Below are 16,628 nucleotides of genomic sequence, written 5' to 3' on the forward strand. Positions count from 1 at the left end.
TATCGTTTCTCGGATGAGGCAGCCTTTCGGTCACCCCGGAATTCTCAGAGATGTTGAAATCTCTCTTCCGTCATCCCCGTGGCAAGCCCGAGGATGACGTTGAGCGCGGCGGCAAACTTAGGTAATGACGCTCGGTTCGTTGCGGCCGGTATGGGCCTTGATGCCGGCAATCGTATCGGCAACGGAAATCAGGTCGGCGAGCGCTTCCTGCGTTTCGATGCCGTGACGGGCGGCATCCGGCTCGTAGCGCTCCACATAGAGCCTGAGCGTCGCCCCCGCCGTGCCGGTGCCGGAAAGGCGCAGCACAATGCGTGAGCCACCCTCGAACAGGATGCGGATACCTTGATTCTTGCTGACGGACTGGTCGACCGGGTCGAGATAGGCGAAATCATCAGCGCTCGCGACCTTGAGATTGCCGTAGCTGGTGCCGGGAAGTGTCGCGAGTTTTTCGCGCAGCGTGGCCACCAGTGTGTTGGCGGCGTCCGAATCCACTTCCTCATAATCGTGGCGGGAATAATAGTTGCGGCCATATTCGGCCCAGTGTCTGGTAACGATGTCCTTCACGCTTTCCTTGCGCGCCGCGACGATGTTCAGCCAGTAGAGCACGGCCCACAGGCCATCCTTTTCACGCACATGGTTAGAGCCGGTGCCGAAGCTTTCCTCACCGCAGATGGTGACCTTGCCAGCGTCCATCAGATTGCCGAAAAATTTCCAGCCGGTCGGCGTCTCGAACATGCCAAGCCCGAGCTTTTCGGCAACGCGGTCGGCGGCCGCACTTGTCGGCATCGAGCGGGCGATGCCGGAAATGCCGGCGGCATAACCGGGTGCCAGTTTGGCATTGGCGGCGATGATCGCCAGGCTGTCGGACGGGGTGACGAACATGCCCTTGCCGACGACCATGTTGCGGTCGCCGTCGCCATCCGACGCCGCACCGAAATCGGGACCTTCCGGGCTCATGACGTCGTCATAAAGCTCCTTGGCGTGCACAAGGTTCGGGTCGGGATGGTGGCCGCCGAAATCGGGCAGCGGCGTTGCGTTGCGGACCGAGCCTTTCGGTGCGCCGAGGCGCTTTTCGATGATTTCCACGGCATAGGGGCCGGTGACGGCGCTCATGGAATCGACCACGACCTTGAAGCCGCCGGCGATCAAGGCACGGATGGCGGCAAAATCGAACAGCTCTTCCATCAGGGCGGCGTAGTCGGCGACCGGGTCGATCACATCGACCGTCAACCCATCCACCTTGAAGCTGCCCACCTGGTCGAGATCGATATCGGCGGTGTCCGAAATTTTGTAGCTGTCGATGACCTTGGAGCGGGCATAGATCGCGTCGGTGATCTTTTCAGGCGCTGGACCGCCATTGCCGATATTGTATTTGATGCCGAAATCTTCGGTCGGGCCGCCGGGATTGTGGCTGGCAGAAAGCACGATGCCACCGAAAGCCTTGTATTTGCGGATGATGTTGGAGGCGGCGGGGGTGGAGAGAATGCCGCCCTGACCGACGAGCACCTTGCCGAAACCGGCAGCGGCGGCCATCTTGATCGCCTTCTGGATGACTTCGCGGTTGTAATAACGGCCGTCGCCGCCGATCACCAGCGTCTGGCCCTCGAAACCTTCAAGCGCATCGAAGATCGACTGGATGAAGTTCTCGGCATAATGTTCCTGGGCGAAGACTGGCACCTTCTTGCGCAGGCCGGATGTGCCCGGCTTCTGGTCCTGGAAGGGCGTCGTCTTGATGGTCTTGATCATTGTTTCAATGGCCTTTCGAAATAAGCTGGCTGTAGAGCGCGGCATAGAGACCAGCGCTTTTTTCCCAGGAAACATCGGATTTCATCCCGAGTTTCTGCATTTGTGTCCACAGTTTCGGGTCGTTGTAATAACGGACGGTCCGGCGGATTGCCTGTTTCAGACCGTCCAGCGTGTCGGGTGAAAATTGTACGCCGGTCGCCGATTTGCTGGCGATGGCGGCGTGGTTGGCATCGATCACGGTGTCGTTGAGTCCACCCGTGCGGGCGACGACCGGAATGCAGCCGTAACGCAGCGCGTAAAGCTGGGTCAGGCCGCAGGGCTCGAAGCGGGAGGGAATAATGATCGCGTCACAACCTGCCTGCATGAGATGCGACAGCGGCTCGTTGTAGCCGACAGCGACGCCGACACGGCCGTGATGGCGGGATGCTGCCGCTAAAAGCGCGCCTTCCAGCGCCACATCGCCTGCTCCGAGCACCACGAGGCGGCCGCCGAGGGAAACGATCTCGTCTACGGCTTCGGCCATGAGGTCGATGCCCTTTTGCCAGGTCAGGCGGGAAATGACGCAGAAAAGCGGGCTGTCATCCTGGTCGATGCGGAAATGTTCGGCGACCGCCTTCTTGTTCAACGCGCGGTTCTTCAGGTTGGCGGCGGAATAATTGTCGTGGATCAGATGGTCGGTGGCCGGGTTCCAGACATCGGCGTCGATGCCGTTGACGATACCGTGCAGCACTTCGGCGCGGCTGCCGATCACCCCTTCCAGCCCCATGCCGAATTCCGGGGTGAGGATTTCCTCCGCATAGGAGGGGCTGACCGTGCTGAGCGCGGTTGCCGTCTGCAAGCCGCCCTTGAGGAAGCTCACATCATTGTAATATTCGATGCCGTCCATGCCGAAGGCGTGGGCAGGCAATTCGAGCCTGCTGAAGATGTTGGCGCCGAACTGCCCCTGAAAGGCGATGTTGTGGATGGTCAGAAGGCTCGGGATTTCCGGCGTTTCGGCATAACGCATGTAGACGGGCGTCATGGCGGCCTGCCAGTCATGCGCATGCACCATATCCGGCCGCCAGCCGGGGAGAGCACCAGCACCGATGCGCGCTGCGGCCAGCGACAGCGCCGCAAAGCGCTTCCAGTTATCAGGATAATCCTTGCCGGTCTGGCCGAGATAGGGACCGCCGGAACGTTCATAATAGGCCGGTGCGTCGAGGATCAGAAGGTCTAGTCCCTCGTGCCGGACTTCCAGCAGCTCGGCTTTTTCGCCAAGCAGGTCGGCGAACTCGAAACATTTGACGGGGTCCGTCACGGCGGCTTTCACCGCCGGATATCCGGGTATCAACGTGCGCGTCCTGACGCCATAGGCTTCGAGCGCGATTGGGAGCGCGCCGGCAACGTCGGCGAGCCCTCCGGTCTTGATCAGGGGATAGACTTCGGATGAAACCGAAAGGACATTCATGGGCTCTACAGGTCCAGCTTGTCGATCATCGATTGGGTGATAAGGCAAATGCCGTTTTCCGTGCGGCGGAAACGTTTGGCGTCCAGTTCGGGGTCTTCTCCTACAATCAGTCCTTCCGGAATGACCACTCCATGGTCGATGACGACGTTGCTGAGCTGGGCGTGACGCCCGATCTTCACACTCGGCAGTACTACGGCATTCTCAAGGCGGGAGTATGAATTGGCCCGCACGCCGGTGAACAGAAGGCTGCGGTTGAGAGCGGCGCCGGAAATGATGCAATCGCCTGACACGACCGACGACACGGCCGAACCGCGACGGTCCTCATCGTCATGCACGAATTTTGCCGGCGGGGTGATTTCCGCATAGGTCCAGATCGGCCAGGACTTGTCGTAGATGTCGAGGTCCGGCACCACATCCGTCAGGTCGATATTGGCCTGCCAATAGGCGTCGATGGTACCGACGTCGCGCCAGTAGGGTCCGTGTTCGAAATCCGAGCGTACGCAGGAATCCGCAAAGCGGTGGGCGACGGCTTTGCCGTGCTGGACGATATAGGGAATGATGTCCTTGCCGAAATCGCGGCTGGAGGTCGGGTCGGCGGCATCTCGGCGCAGTGCTTCCATCAGGAATTTCGTATGGAAGACGTAGATGCCCATCGAGGCGAGCGCGAAACCCTCGTTACCGGGAATGCCGGGCGGATCGGCCGGCTTTTCGATGAAGTCGATGATCTCGTCTTTTTCATTCACATGCATCACGCCGAAGCCGGAGGCTTCCATGCGCGGCACTTCAAGGCAGCCGATCGTCACATCCGCACCGGAATCGACATGCTGCTGCAGCATGTATTCGTAATCCATCTTGTAGATGTGGTCGCCGGCGAGAATGACCATATATTCCGGCGCATAGGGCTCGATGATGTCGATGTTCTGGTAAACGGCGTCGGCGGTGCCTTCGTACCATTGCGTTTCGGACACGCGCTGCGAGGCCGGCAGAATGTCGAAGCTCTCGTTACGTTCCGGGCGGAAGAAGTCCCAGCCGCGCTGCAGGTGGCGAATGAGCGAGTGCGCCTTGTATTGGGTGGCGACGCCAATGCGGCGAATGCCGGAATTGAGCGCATTCGAGAGTGCAAAATCGATGATGCGCGCCTTGCCGCCGAAATAAACGGCGGGTTTTGCCCGGCGATCCGTCAATTCCTTCAGGCGGCTTCCTCTTCCACCTGCGAGGACATAGGCCATTGCATCACGCGCCAACGGCTGAACTCTTTTTTCCGACATGTTGTCCTCCCGTTCTGTCTGTCAGTTTTCCGGCTCGAGCATGATCGTCGCCAGCGGCGGCAGGACGAGCATCGCCCCGATCTCCCCGCCGGCGTTGACCGCCTGAACGCGTCCGCCATTTCCCTTGCCGCTGCCGCCATAGATTTCGGCGTCGGTGTTGAGAATCTCCCGCCACCGCCCCGCAATGGGAAGCGGCACATAATAGTTTTCCCGATAGACCGGGGTCAGATTGCAGATGACCGCCACCGGCTTTTCACCCGGCGCCGTGCGCAGCCAGGCAAAGACGGAATTCTCGTGATCGTCGACCACCAGCCACTGGAAGCCATCAGGTTCGCAGTCACGGGCGTGCAATGCCGCTTTCGAACGGTAGGTGAGGTTCAGATCGCGCACGAGGCGGCGCATACCCTCATGCATCGGATATTGGCGAAGGTTCCAGTCGAGCGATCCCTTTTCGCTCCATTCGCTCCACTGGGCGAACTCCTGTCCCATGAACAGCAGCTTCTTGCCGGGATAACCCCACATGAAGCCGTAATAGGACCGGAGATTGGCGAATTTCTGCCAGTCGTCGCCGGACATTTTGGCGATCAGCGATCCCTTGCCGTGCACCACCTCGTCATGGGAAAGCGGCAGCACGAAATTTTCGGTGAAGGCATAAAGAAGCCCGAAGGTCAGTTCCTGATGGTGGAACTTGCGATGCACCGGCTCACGCGAGAAGTAACTCAGCGTGTCGTGCATGAAACCCATGTTCCATTTGAAGCCGAAACCGAGACCACCCTCATGGACCGGATGGGACACTTTCGGCCAAGAGGTGGATTCTTCCGCGATGGTCATGACGCCCGGATGGGTGCCGTAAACGAGCGAATTCATCTTCTGCAGGAAGCGGACGGATTCAAGGTTCTCGCGCCCGCCATATTCGTTGGGGATCCACTCGCCTTCCTTGCGGGAATAATCGAGATAGAGCATTGAGGCGACCGCATCGACCCGCAATCCATCGAGATGGAACTTCTCGGCCCAATAAAGCGCGTTGTTGACGAGGTAGGACAATACCTCGAGGCGACCGAAATTGTAGATGGCCGTGTTCCAGTCGGGATGAAAGCCCTGACGCGGATCTTCATGTTCGTAAAGCGCTGTCCCGTCGAACCAGCGCAGGCCATGCTCGTCGGTGGGAAAATGCGCCGGAACCCAGTCGAGGATCACCCCGATGCCGACCTTGTGTGCGCCATTGACGAAACGCGCAAAGCCTTCCGGATCGCCGAAACGGGCGGTCGGGGCGTAAAGGCCGGTCGTCTGGTAGCCCCAGGATGGATCATAGGGATGTTCGGTGATCGGCAGAAATTCGATATGGGTGAAGCCCATATCCGTACAGTAGGGAATGAGCTGGGCGGCCAGTTCGTCCCAGCTTAAGAATGTGCCGTCCGCGCGGCGTTGCCATGAGCCGGCATGGACCTCGTAAATGCTGATCGGCTGGCGGCGCTGGTCCACCTGCGCCCAATGTTCCCGGTGGGCCTGGTCTTCCCATTTCTGCGCCAGTTCCGGCGCGGTAACCGACGCGTTCTTCGGCCGCAATTCGCCGCGCCGCGCATAGGGGTCGGCCTTCAGCGGCAGAAGCTCGCCGTTGGCGCCGAGGATTTCGAACTTGTAGGCGCAGCCGGCATAGACGTCAGGCGCAAAGATTTCCCAGATGCCCGTATCCTTGCGGAAGCGCATCACGTGCCGACGGCCGTCCCAATTGTTGAAATCGCCGACGACGGAGACGCGCTTCGCATTGGGTGCCCAGACGGCGAAGTGGAAACCTTCGACGCCCTCAAGCTTGAGCGGGTGAGCGCCCATCTTGTCGAACAGCCTCAGATGCGATCCCTCACGGACGAAATAATCGTCCATCGGACCGAGAACCGGACCGAAACTGTAAGGATCGGTCACCGCCCATTCGGCATCGTCACGGCATGCCCGGTAACGCACCGGCTGGCGCGAGGCCAAACCGACAGGGCCTTCGAAAAAGCCCTCCGGATCGAGCCGTTTCAACTCGCCGATGAAATTTCCGTCGAGTGTGAGGACGGACACTTCTTCGGCCCCGGGGATGAAACAGCGCGCGGAAAACCCTTCCGGCGTTTCGTGAACGCCGAGAAGGGCAAAGGGGTTGGAATGCAAACCGCTCTTGATCGCCTCGATTTCAGCCTTCGTGACAGCACCAGTCTTTTTCTCTTCGGCCGAATTGAGCGGTTTTTTCATCAGGCTCTCCAGATATCGGCGGCATATTGCCGGATCGTCCTGTCGGACGAGAACCAGCCCATGCGCGCCGTGTTACGGACTGTTTTCGCATACCAGCTTTCCGGATCGCTCCAGATCGCGTCCACCTTGCGCTGTGCATTGGCATAGGCGTCGAAGTCTGCGGCGACCATGAACCAGTCGCTGTTGTAAATGCCGTCGATCAAGCCGGAAAAGCGCGAGCGATCGTCCGGTGAAAACACGCCGGAAGCGATGGACGACAGCGCCTGCGACAGTTCCGCGGACCGTTCGATGATCGCGCGGGGATTGTGACCATCGGCCCGCGCCCTTGACACCTCTTCCGCCGTCATGCCGAAGATGACGATATTGTCCTCACCGACATGTTCGAGCATTTCAACATTCGCCCCGTCGAGCGTGCCGATGGTGAGCGCGCCGTTCAGCGCGAACTTCATGTTGCCGGTGCCCGAGGCTTCCATGCCCGCCGTGGAAATCTGTTCGGAAAGGTCGGCAGCGGGAACCATGATTTCCGCAAGCGAGACGTTGTAGTTTGGAATAAACACCACTTTCAGAAGCCCGCGCACGGCCGGATCGTTGTTGATGACCCGGGCAATATCATTGGCAAGCTTTATGATCAGCTTCGCGTTGTGATAACTCGGCGCCGCCTTGCCTGCGAAGAACTTAACGCGCGGTACCCATTCCAGTTCCGGGTGGGAGCGGATCTGGTCGTACAGCGCCACCGTTTCGATAAGGTTCAGAAGCTGGCGCTTGTATTCGTGGATGCGCTTGATCTGGATGTCGAACATGGCAGATGGGTCGATGCGGATGCCCATGCGTTGCGCCACCGTATTGGCGAGGCGCACCTTGTTCCGACGCTTCACTTCGGCGAATTTCTCGCGGAAACCGGCATCTTCGGCGAAGCGGTCGAGCGGGGTGAGCTTTTCCGCGTCATCAAGGAAATCGTCACCGATCGCTTCCCGGATCAATCCCGTCAGGCCGGAATTGCACTGCATCAGCCAGCGGCGCGGCGTGATGCCGTTGGTCTTGTTGTTGATGCGTTCGGGATAGAGGCTGTGCAAGTCGGCGAAGACCGTTTCCTTCATCAGTTCGGTGTGAAGCGCCGACACACCGTTGATGGAATGCGAGCCGATGAAGGCAAGGTTGCCCATGCGCACGCGGCGCTCGCCGTTTTCGTCGATCAGCGAGATGGAGCGGATCTGCTGATCCGGCATCTTCTTTTCCTTGCGGGCGTAAACGAGCGTATTGGCGTTGATCGCGTAGACGATCTGCATGTGCCTCGGCAAAAGACGCTCGAGCAGCGGCACCGGCCAGCTTTCCAGCGCTTCGGGCAGAAGCGTGTGGTTGGTGTAGGAGAAGGTGCCTTGCGTAATCGTCCAGGCTTCATCGAATTCCAGGCCATGGACATCGCACAGCAGGCGCATCATTTCGCAGATGGAAATGGCCGGGTGCGTGTCATTGAGCTGGATCGAAACCTTGTCGGGCAGCGAGGTGAAATCCGGATATTGCTGCAGGTGGCGGCGCAGAATGTCCTGCAGGGAGGCGGAGGAGAAGAAGAATTCCTGCCGCAGGCGCAGTTCCTGGCCGGCCGGCGTCGCATCGGCCGGGTAGAGTACGCGCGTCAGGCTTTCCGCCTTGTTGCTTTCTTTCAGCGCACCGATGTGGTCGCCGGCATTGAAGGCTGCCAGCAGAATAGGGTCGATTGGCTGGGCTGACCACAGGCGCAATGTATTGACCCGGGTGCCCCGCCAGCCGACGACCGGCGTGTCGTAGGCCATGGCGATCACGCGTTCGGCCGGTTTCCAGACGAAACGCTGCGGCTCTTCATATCCGCCGATGGTTTCGACCGATCCACCGAAGCCGATTTCATAGGAGCTTTCGCGGCGTTCGAATTCCCACGGATTGCCGTGTGCAAGCCAGGTTTCCGGCAGTTCCACCTGCCATCCGTCCGCCATCTGCTGGCGGAAGAGGCCGTGTACATAACGAATGCCATAGCCATAAGCGGGAATGTCGACCGTTGCCATGGATTCCATGAAACAGGCGGCGAGACGGCCGAGGCCGCCATTGCCGAGTGCCGCATCCGGCTCCAGCCCGGCAATGACATCAAGATCGACGCCGAGGGAGGAAAGCGCATCCTTGATTTCCTGCATCAAGCCGATATTGGAGATCGCGTCGCGCATCAGGCGGCCAATCAGGAATTCCAGCGACAGGTAGTAAACGCGCTTGGAGTTGTTGGCATACGCCTTGCGGGTCGAGGCCATCCACTTGTCGATGATACGGTCGCGGACGACGAGAATGGTCGCGGTCAGCCAGTCGTGCGGCTTGGCGACCTTGACGTCCTTGCCGATGCGATAGGTGAGGCGCTCGATGATTTCCGCCGCCATGATTTCCGGGTTGGAACTGCGTGGGGCGGGGCGGGGAAGATCGGCGGCGTTTAGATTGTTGATCATTGGTCGGTCAGCACCTTGGTGGGAGGAGAGGGTCTGATGAGGTCGATCCGGTTTGCCTTTGCTGATGCCAGTTTATGCATCGATACGGAGGCGTGGCAACAGCATTTTTCGTGGAAAATTGAATAGCTTAGCGTAATGAAAAATAAGACTTTTTCCTCAGCACCCCAAGGGTTGCCGAAGGCATTGCGCGCCCTGCGTGCGCCGTTCTTGAACGGGGTTGCGTGATACTTGCGATGCTGGACATCGTTCATGAAAGGGAGAGGGGCTGCAACACTTCTGAATGGTTCACCGGTCCTGAAAACTGTTTCGGTCTATCGGCTCACACACTAGCCTTCGCAGCGGAGAAAATTCAATGAAAATAAACGAGGTGTGTGCTGACGCTACGCGAGCCGGTGGCGGCTACGGTGTGAAACCGGTTCTCGATCACAATGAAATACGCGTTATGCCGGAAAAAAAGGTTCCGTCGTCATTTCGCCGGCGCGTATCATCACACGGGTATTCGGCAGAACGGCGCACCACGGCGCGCAATCGAAGGAAAAGGGTTCCGAACTGAGCGCGATGCCCTCATCGAGTCCGCGCCAGTAAAGCGTCGGTGGCTTGTCATCGCTTGACCAGCGGAAGGCGTGCAGGCAATCGCCGTCCATCAGCACGGCGCTGAATCTCAGGGCCGAAGATACGCCCGCCGAAACCATTTTTTCCTGGCAGAGGCGCAGCGCGGTGGAAATGGCCCGGACCGGGTCTGCATCGAGGCCGTGACCGGCGGCGATCAGGAAGATGGCTTCGCTGTCGCCGGTGCCGCGTCGGGATGCATAGATATCGTCGGGAATGAGGGAATCGATATCGCGCCTGATCTGCTCATAACCGCCGATCTGGCCGTTATGCATGAACAGATATTGCCCGCGTGCGAACGGATGGCAATTGGCGCGGGATACTTCGCCTGATGTGGCGGAGCGGACATGGGCCATGAACATGCCCGAGCGAAGCTGATGGCAAAGCGCGGCTAGATTGGCGTCGGACCAAGCGGGTCTGGTATCGCGAAAAACGCCGGGCGTTCCCCGCTCGCCATACCATCCAAGGCCGCAGCCGTCGCCATTGACGACGGTTTTCGCTTCCCTCGCGGCCATGGACTGGCTGACCAGCGATGCTTCCGGCTCGATCAGAAGACTGTCGAGCCAGACAGGTTCACCGGAATAGGCAAAGAGGCGGCACATTCATGCGGCTCTGTTCAGGGCTTTGCTTCCGAGCGCGAAGCCGACAGCGGCCTTCGCATGAATGGCGGTCGAATCGTAGCCCGGCAAAGGTAGGGCGTCGGGATCTATCAGCAGGGAAATTTCGGTGCAGCCGAGAATGACGGAATCGACGCCGAGCGCGCGGGCTTTCTCGATGACCGACAGATAGCGCTCGCGCGAGCACGACTTGATCTCGCCCTGGCACAGCTCCCCGAAGATGATATCGTGGATGGCGACCCTGTCGTCCTCATCCGGCACAACCACATCGACGCCATGGCGGCGCATGCGATCGGTGTAGAAGCCGTGTTCCATCGTGTAACGGGTGGCGAGCAGAAGCGGCTTGCGGCGTCCGTCCGCCTTCAATGTGGCAGCGGTTTCATCGATGATGTCGATCAGGGCGACGCCCGACATTTTTTCAACGGTTTCTGCAACAAGGTGCATGGTGTTGGTGCAGATCAGCACGCAATCGGCACCGGCCGTGGCAAGGCGTGCGCCGGCAGCACCCAGAAGCGCGCCAGCCTCATCCCAGCGGTCGGCCTTCTGAAGGGCGACAACTTCAGAAAAATCGAGCGAATGCATGACAATGTCGGCCGAAACCAGCCCGCCGCGGCTATCGCGCACGGCCTCGTTGATCATCCGGTAATAGGTTGCGGTGGATTCCCAGCTCATGCCACCGATCAGACCGATCCGTTTCATCACAGTTCCCTTTTTCAAATTTGATTGAAAACAAGAATGCCATTGCCACGATGAAAACGGCGCGCGTTTTTCGGGGCGTTTGGAGATAGTTTTGCAAATTATCCGCGTCATCTATGAAAAATACGCAAAATTCTTGCGTCATTGTCGCAACAGGTGCATTCTTGACGGATGATTGATGACCGCGACCGCCGAATCCTTGCGATTCTCCAGGAAAATGCAGAAACGCCGCTCGCCGATATCGCGGATGAAGTGTCGCTATCGCTTTCCGCCTGTTCGCGCCGCATCACGCGGCTACGCTCGGACGGATATGTAACGGGCACGATGGCGCTGCTCGACAGGCGGAAAATCAACCTGCCGACCACGGTTTTCCTGCTTGTGAGAACCGGCCTGCATGCCGAGGATTGGCTGGACCGGTTCCATGCCGCCGTCAGCACCATACCGGAGATCGTCGAGGTTCATCGGCTGACCGGGAATTTCGATTATATTCTGAAACTGGTGCTGCCGAATGTCGAATATTACGACACGATCTACAAACAGATCCTGAGGCGGGTCGAGCTTTACGACATGTCCGCCTATATCTCGATGGAGACGGTGAAGCTGTCGTCTTCCTTGCCGACGACACATATCTGACAGGGTCCGTTTGGCTTTTCAGCGCGCCGCTTCGAAACGGAAACCGAAGCGGAAACTCCGCGTCTCACTCGGCTGGAGGGTGAGCGCAGCGGCAAGCCCGGGCTGGTTGAAGGCGTTGGTGGGCGTTTCAACGGGTTCGAGCGCGATGGATTTTCGTCTGTCGCGGGCAAGCGTATCGCCGGTAAAGACATGCATGTGGCCACGCTCCTGCCAAACCGTCAGGCTCGATCCGTCCTGCCGGTTCTCCATCCGCGTCTCGTAAAGCCCGTTTTCAGATGCGATCAAATCGGTGAAGCAAACATCGAGCACATGGCCGGAAAGCGGCGCGGCGGAAAGAAACGTCGCGTCATCGCGTTTGAGAATGCCTGCCTCCCCGTTGGGCAGCGGTATCAAATCTGCGTCCATCTCGATTGCCGTTCGCGACGGGAGCGTCAGATGGAGATCGTCGATGGACGCCAGACCAGGCAGCCGGAAATAAGGGTGCCAGCCGGCAGCAAAGGGCAGCGGCCGATCATCGCCATTGATGCCGCGTGTGTCGATGGCGACCGCATGGCCGGAGAACTGGTATTCCACCTCTATCGCAAGATGGTAGGGATAACCCTTGAAGTCGCCGGGCGATATCTCGGTCCGAAAGACGAGGACATGCGCGTCGTTTTCCTCGAAAGACCGGTCCAGGATAAAGGGCAGGGCGCGGGCAAATCCGTGGAAGACGAGGTCTTCATGGGCAAGCACCGGCTCGATGCGATGCATTTCTCCGCCGAAGCGGAACTGGCCATCCGGGATGCGATTGGTGAAGGGTGCGAGAATGCCGTTTCTTACACCGTTTTGCGACTGCAATTCCGCAGGCGTCGAATATCCGTCGACAAGATTCTCGCCTTCGTTGCCATCTGCAAGCAGTGGTCGCCAGTTGAGAAGGGTCGCGCCCTCGTAAGCGATCTCGGCGCTGAAATCCTGGCCATGAATGGTCAAACCGGAAATTCCCGCGCCTGTCGTGGAGGTGGTCATCGGGAAATGGTCCTTTGCATGCGTATGTCTGCGGTGATCTGGCCGGCTGCTCGCCGATTCGCCCGATCATCCTCGCTGCGGGAACATTTCGCAATGGCCAGCGTGGCGGAAATCAGTCCGGAAAGGTCCGCTTCGCGCCGCTGAAAAATTCCATCAGCGCGGCCTGATCCTCACCGCCCAGTCCCGCCGCCATCAGCATGCGGTGCACTTCGGCACAAACCGCCGTTAGCGGCATGGCGGTATTGGTGCGTCGGGCCAGATCCTGCGCGCCGTTCAGGTCCTTGACCATGTTATCGATGCGGCCGGTGCGGCGATAATCCTTCGCCACATACCTTGGCATATACTCCTGAAGGATAGCACTGTCGGCCCTGCCGCCCTTCAGCGCCTGCGGGATTTTGGCGGCGTCGACGCCGGCGTCCAGCGCAAGCTGCGTCGCTTCCGCCACGGCAAGGAAGTTCAGCCCGCAGAGAACCTGATTGATGAGTTTCGTCGTCTGGCCAGCACCGCTAGGCCCCATATGGGTATAGTTGCTGGCGACATGCCGCAGCACGCGATAGGCATCGGCCACATCCGTTTCCGTGCCACCGGCCATCAGCGTCAGTTGCCCGACAAGGGCCTTGGGCGCACCGCCGGAAAGCGGGCTGTCCACCCAGCGTAGCCCCTTTTCGGCAGCGTCAACCGCCAGTTCCTTCGTCGCCTCTGGATCGATGGAGGACATGTCGATGATCAGCGTGCCGGGCCTTGCCCCCGCCGCTACGCCATCCTTGCCAAAGACGGCCAGCCGGACGATCTTCGGTGAATTGAGGCTGAGGATCACCACATCGGCGATCGAAGCCGCTGCCGCTGCGGTGCTGGCGCTCTGGGCACCGAGGCTGGTCAGCGCCGCTACTTTCTCCGGGTCCAGGTCGAAAACCGTCAGTTCATTGGCGGTCTCGATCAGCCGCGTGCCGATCGCTCCGCCCATGGCGCCTGCGCCGATCAACGCGATTTTGTTCTTCTCGGTCATGGTGCTCACGGTCTCCTCCCAAAGCGTCGTGGTTGCGGCGTCTTCAAAGCGAGGCGGTGATGCCGCCGTCGACGTAGAGAATATGTCCGTTCACGAAAGACGAGGCATCGGACGACAGGAAAATGCAGGCGCCGACGAGCTCTTCGACCTTGCCCCAGCGGCCAGCGGGCGTGCGTTTTTCAAGCCAGGCCGAAAAGGTCGGGTCGGCCACCAGAGCCGCGTTGAGCGGCGTGTCGAAATAACCCGGCGCAATGGCGTTGCACTGCAGGCCGTATTTGGCCCAGTCGGTCGCCATGCCTTTCGTCAGATTGCCGACAGCACCCTTAGTGGCGGTGTAGGGCGCGATGCCGGGACGGGCGAGCGCTGTCTGCACGCTGGCAATGTTAATGATCTTGCCGCGTCCACGGCCGATCATGTGGCGCGCAACGGCCTGTCCGGCGTGGAACACCGAGGCGATGTTGGTCTGCAACAGGCGCTCGAACGCATCAGCCGGAAAATCCTCCAGCGGCGTGCGGTGTTGCATGCCGGCATTGTTGACGAGAATATCGATGGGACCGACTTCCGCCTCGAAACTGTCGATAGCCTTGCGCACCGCTTCATGATCGGTGGCGTCGAAGGCGAGCGTCTTGGCGCCCTTGATGCCTGCGGCGGCGGCTTTCAGCTTCGATTCGTCGCGGCCGTTCAGCACCACTTCTGCCCCGGCCTCCACCAGCCCCTGCGCCAGCGCGAAGCCGATGCCCTGGGAAGAACCCGTGATCAGGGCGCGGCGGCCGGAAAGATCGAACAAATTAAGGCCCACTGTTTCCTCCAGTCTCTCGACATTGCTTTTATGCCGGTCTATGTTATCGATAACATTCATCCCTTTCAGACGTGAATGTCAAGGCTTAAAACACCTGGTTTCGGTACGGAGCGGGCGTGCGAGGAGGCCGCAAGGCGCGTAAATGCGCGGCCGGCGGCGGTGATCGGGATGCGGATTATCTTGTCGCGCCGAACAGGCGTGATGTCGAACGGGAGATATTTATGAGAGCGATCGTCGCCCATGGGGCAAAGGATGTGCGCATCGAGGAGCGGCCCGAGGAAGCGCCGGGGGCGGGAGAAGTGCGCCTTCGTCTGGCCCGGGGTGGAATTTGCGGCAGCGATCTTCACTATTACAATCACGGCGGTTTCGGTGCGGTGCGGCTTCGCGAACCCATGGTGCTGGGGCACGAGGTATCAGCCGTCATCGAGGAACTGGGTGAGGGCGTTAAGGGACTGACGGTCGGCAGTCTGGTCGCGGTTTCGCCGTCCCGCCCGTGCAGAACCTGCCGCTTTTGCCAGGAAGGCCTGCACAATCAGTGCCTCAACATGCGTTTTTATGGCAGCGCCATGCCGTTCCCGCATATTCAGGGCGCTTTCCGCGAGGTTCTTGTGGCGGATGCCCTGCAATGCGTTCCGGCTGACGGCCTGAGCGCCGGCGAAGCGGCTATGGCGGAACCGTTGGCGGTAACGCTGCATGCCACGCGTCGCGCCGGAGATTTGCTGGGAAAACGTGTGCTGGTCACCGGCTGCGGCCCTATCGGCATTCTGTCCATTCTTGCCGCGCGCCGCGCTGGCGCCGCTGAAATCGTTGCGACCGACCTTTCCGATTTCACACTCGCCAAGGCGCGAGAGGCGGGCGCGGATCGGGTCATCAACAGCAAGAATGAACCCGACGCGCTGGCGGCTTATGGCGCGAACAAGGGGACCTTCGACGTTCTCTACGAATGCTCGGGTGCCGCCGTTGCACTTGTGGGTGGAATTGCGGCGCTCAGGCCACGCGGTATCATCGTTCAACTCGGGCTTGGCGGCGACATGAGCCTGCCGATGATGGCGATCACCGCCAAGGAGCTGGATCTGCGCGGCTCTTTCCGTTTTCATGAGGAATTCGCGACCGGCGTCGAATTGATGCGCAAGGGGCTGATCGACGTCAAGCCGTTGATCACCCAGACTGTCGATCTCGACGACGCCATCTCGGCCTTCGAATTCGCCTCCGACCGCAGCCGCGCCATGAAAGTGCAGATCGCTTTTTCGTAAGCGCTATTTCCGAACGCGAGAGCGCTGATGTTTTGATCGGTGGTGGATTATTCCGCCGCCGATTTTTTATGCGCGACTTTTCCGCTCATGGCAATTCGCAGGCGATGTTATCGATATCATGATTCATTTCAGAGAGTGCTGGACAGGTCCGACCTCCGGTCGCTAGACGGCATCTCAACCGATTGCACATTTTGACGCAGGTCAAAAAGGTGATTGTCGTCAAACGTTTTTTGCGTTATCGAAATTTCAGAAATTACTGAAAATACAGGAAGTACAGAAATGCCGGCTAATCTTTCCCCGCTCGTTCAGTCCTTCGTGCTACATTTCGGCGAGATGGGCAGCCGCTGGGGCATCAACCGCACGGTCGGTCAGGTCTATGCATTGCTTTACATATCGCCGCAGCCGCTCTGCGCGGACGACATCGTCGAGGTGCTCGGCATTTCCCGTTCGAATGTGTCGATGAGCCTGAAGGAACTTCAGGCGTGGAACCTTGCAATTCTCAAGCATTTCCCCGGCGACCGACGCGATTTTTTCACGACACCGGAGGATGTCTGGCAAATTCTCCGCACCCTTGCCGAGGAGCGCAAGAAGCGCGAGATCGACCCGACGCTCAGCGTGCTTCGCGAAATCCTGATGGAGACGCCGGAGAACGAAGAGGAGCGGCATGCGCAAAAGCGCATCGATGAGATGAAAACGCTGATCGAGCAGCTCACCGGCTGGTATGACGATGTGAAGAGGCTGGAGACGGAGAGGCTGGCGTCACTGCTGGCGCTCGGCTCGAAAGTCACGAAACTTCTGGAGGCCAAGGACAGGATCGTCTCTCTCGGCAGGCCCCGTGGCACGAAGGGCAAATGAGGA

At 59.6% G+C, this 16,628-nt stretch carries 13 protein-coding genes; 3 read left to right on the plus strand and 10 right to left on the minus strand.

What is annotated here, in order from left to right; all coding sequences use genetic code 11:
- Positions 1 to 117: 117 nt before the first annotated feature.
- From QSK43_RS14485 to QSK43_RS14515, 7 genes are all read right to left on the minus strand, one after another.
- Positions 118 to 1,746, minus strand: a complete 1,629-nt coding sequence (locus QSK43_RS14485; protein ID WP_332304006.1) for an alpha-D-glucose phosphate-specific phosphoglucomutase — start codon at positions 1,744 to 1,746, stop codon at positions 118 to 120.
- A gap of 4 nt (positions 1,747 to 1,750) precedes the next feature.
- Entirely contained in the window at positions 1,751 to 3,193 is a 1,443-nt protein-coding gene (gene glgA / locus QSK43_RS14490) for a glycogen synthase GlgA (protein WP_332304007.1), read from the minus strand.
- Between the two features lie 5 nt (positions 3,194 to 3,198).
- Positions 3,199 to 4,461 carry a glucose-1-phosphate adenylyltransferase gene (gene glgC / locus QSK43_RS14495; protein WP_045016537.1) on the minus strand — a complete coding sequence of 421 codons (1,263 nt, stop codon included), beginning with the start codon at positions 4,459 to 4,461 and terminating at the stop codon, positions 3,199 to 3,201.
- A 21-nt stretch (positions 4,462 to 4,482) separates the two neighbouring features.
- Positions 4,483 to 6,690 carry a 1,4-alpha-glucan branching protein GlgB gene (gene glgB / locus QSK43_RS14500; protein WP_332304008.1) on the minus strand — a complete coding sequence of 736 codons (2,208 nt, stop codon included), beginning with the start codon at positions 6,688 to 6,690 and terminating at the stop codon, positions 4,483 to 4,485.
- Positions 6,690 to 9,152, minus strand: a complete 2,463-nt coding sequence (locus QSK43_RS14505) for a glycogen/starch/alpha-glucan phosphorylase (protein WP_332304009.1) — start codon at positions 9,150 to 9,152, stop codon at positions 6,690 to 6,692. Before QSK43_RS14505 ends, glgB begins: the two co-directional genes overlap by 1 nt.
- A gap of 440 nt (positions 9,153 to 9,592) precedes the next feature.
- A complete protein-coding gene (locus tag QSK43_RS14510) occupies positions 9,593 to 10,363 on the minus strand; it encodes a class II glutamine amidotransferase (protein ID WP_332304010.1) in 771 nt (256 codons plus the stop codon).
- Entirely contained in the window at positions 10,364 to 11,077 is a 714-nt protein-coding gene (locus QSK43_RS14515; protein WP_332304011.1) for an aspartate/glutamate racemase family protein, read from the minus strand. It abuts the gene before it with no gap.
- A 168-nt stretch (positions 11,078 to 11,245) separates the two neighbouring features.
- On the opposite strand from QSK43_RS14515, the gene QSK43_RS14520 reads away from it, so the two are divergent.
- Complete coding sequence (locus QSK43_RS14520) at positions 11,246 to 11,707, plus strand: Lrp/AsnC family transcriptional regulator (RefSeq protein WP_332304012.1); 462 nt, start codon at positions 11,246 to 11,248, stop codon at positions 11,705 to 11,707.
- Positions 11,708 to 11,725: 18 nt separating this feature from the next.
- On the opposite strand, the gene QSK43_RS14525 is transcribed toward QSK43_RS14520, so the two are convergent.
- From QSK43_RS14525 to QSK43_RS14535, 3 genes are all read right to left on the minus strand, one after another.
- A complete protein-coding gene (locus QSK43_RS14525) occupies positions 11,726 to 12,712 on the minus strand; it encodes an aldose 1-epimerase (RefSeq protein ID WP_332304013.1) in 987 nt (328 codons plus the stop codon).
- A gap of 112 nt (positions 12,713 to 12,824) precedes the next feature.
- On the minus strand, positions 12,825 to 13,718 hold the full coding sequence (locus QSK43_RS14530) for an NAD(P)-dependent oxidoreductase (RefSeq protein WP_332304014.1): 894 nt from the start codon (positions 13,716 to 13,718) through the stop codon (positions 12,825 to 12,827).
- 43 nt (positions 13,719 to 13,761) lie between these two features.
- Entirely contained in the window at positions 13,762 to 14,517 is a 756-nt protein-coding gene (locus tag QSK43_RS14535) for an SDR family oxidoreductase (RefSeq protein ID WP_332304015.1), read from the minus strand.
- Positions 14,518 to 14,738: 221 nt separating this feature from the next.
- On the opposite strand from QSK43_RS14535, the gene QSK43_RS14540 reads away from it, so the two are divergent.
- Positions 14,739 to 15,770 carry an L-idonate 5-dehydrogenase gene (locus QSK43_RS14540; RefSeq protein WP_332304016.1) on the plus strand — a complete coding sequence of 344 codons (1,032 nt, stop codon included), beginning with the start codon at positions 14,739 to 14,741 and terminating at the stop codon, positions 15,768 to 15,770.
- Between the two features lie 279 nt (positions 15,771 to 16,049).
- Complete coding sequence (locus QSK43_RS14545; protein ID WP_332304017.1) at positions 16,050 to 16,625, plus strand: GbsR/MarR family transcriptional regulator; 576 nt, start codon at positions 16,050 to 16,052, stop codon at positions 16,623 to 16,625.
- Positions 16,626 to 16,628: the final 3 nt, after the last annotated feature.

Source organism: Rhizobium sp. GR12, assembly GCF_036596185.1.
In the GTDB taxonomy this organism is placed as follows: Bacteria; Pseudomonadota; Alphaproteobacteria; order Rhizobiales; family Rhizobiaceae; genus Agrobacterium; species Agrobacterium nepotum.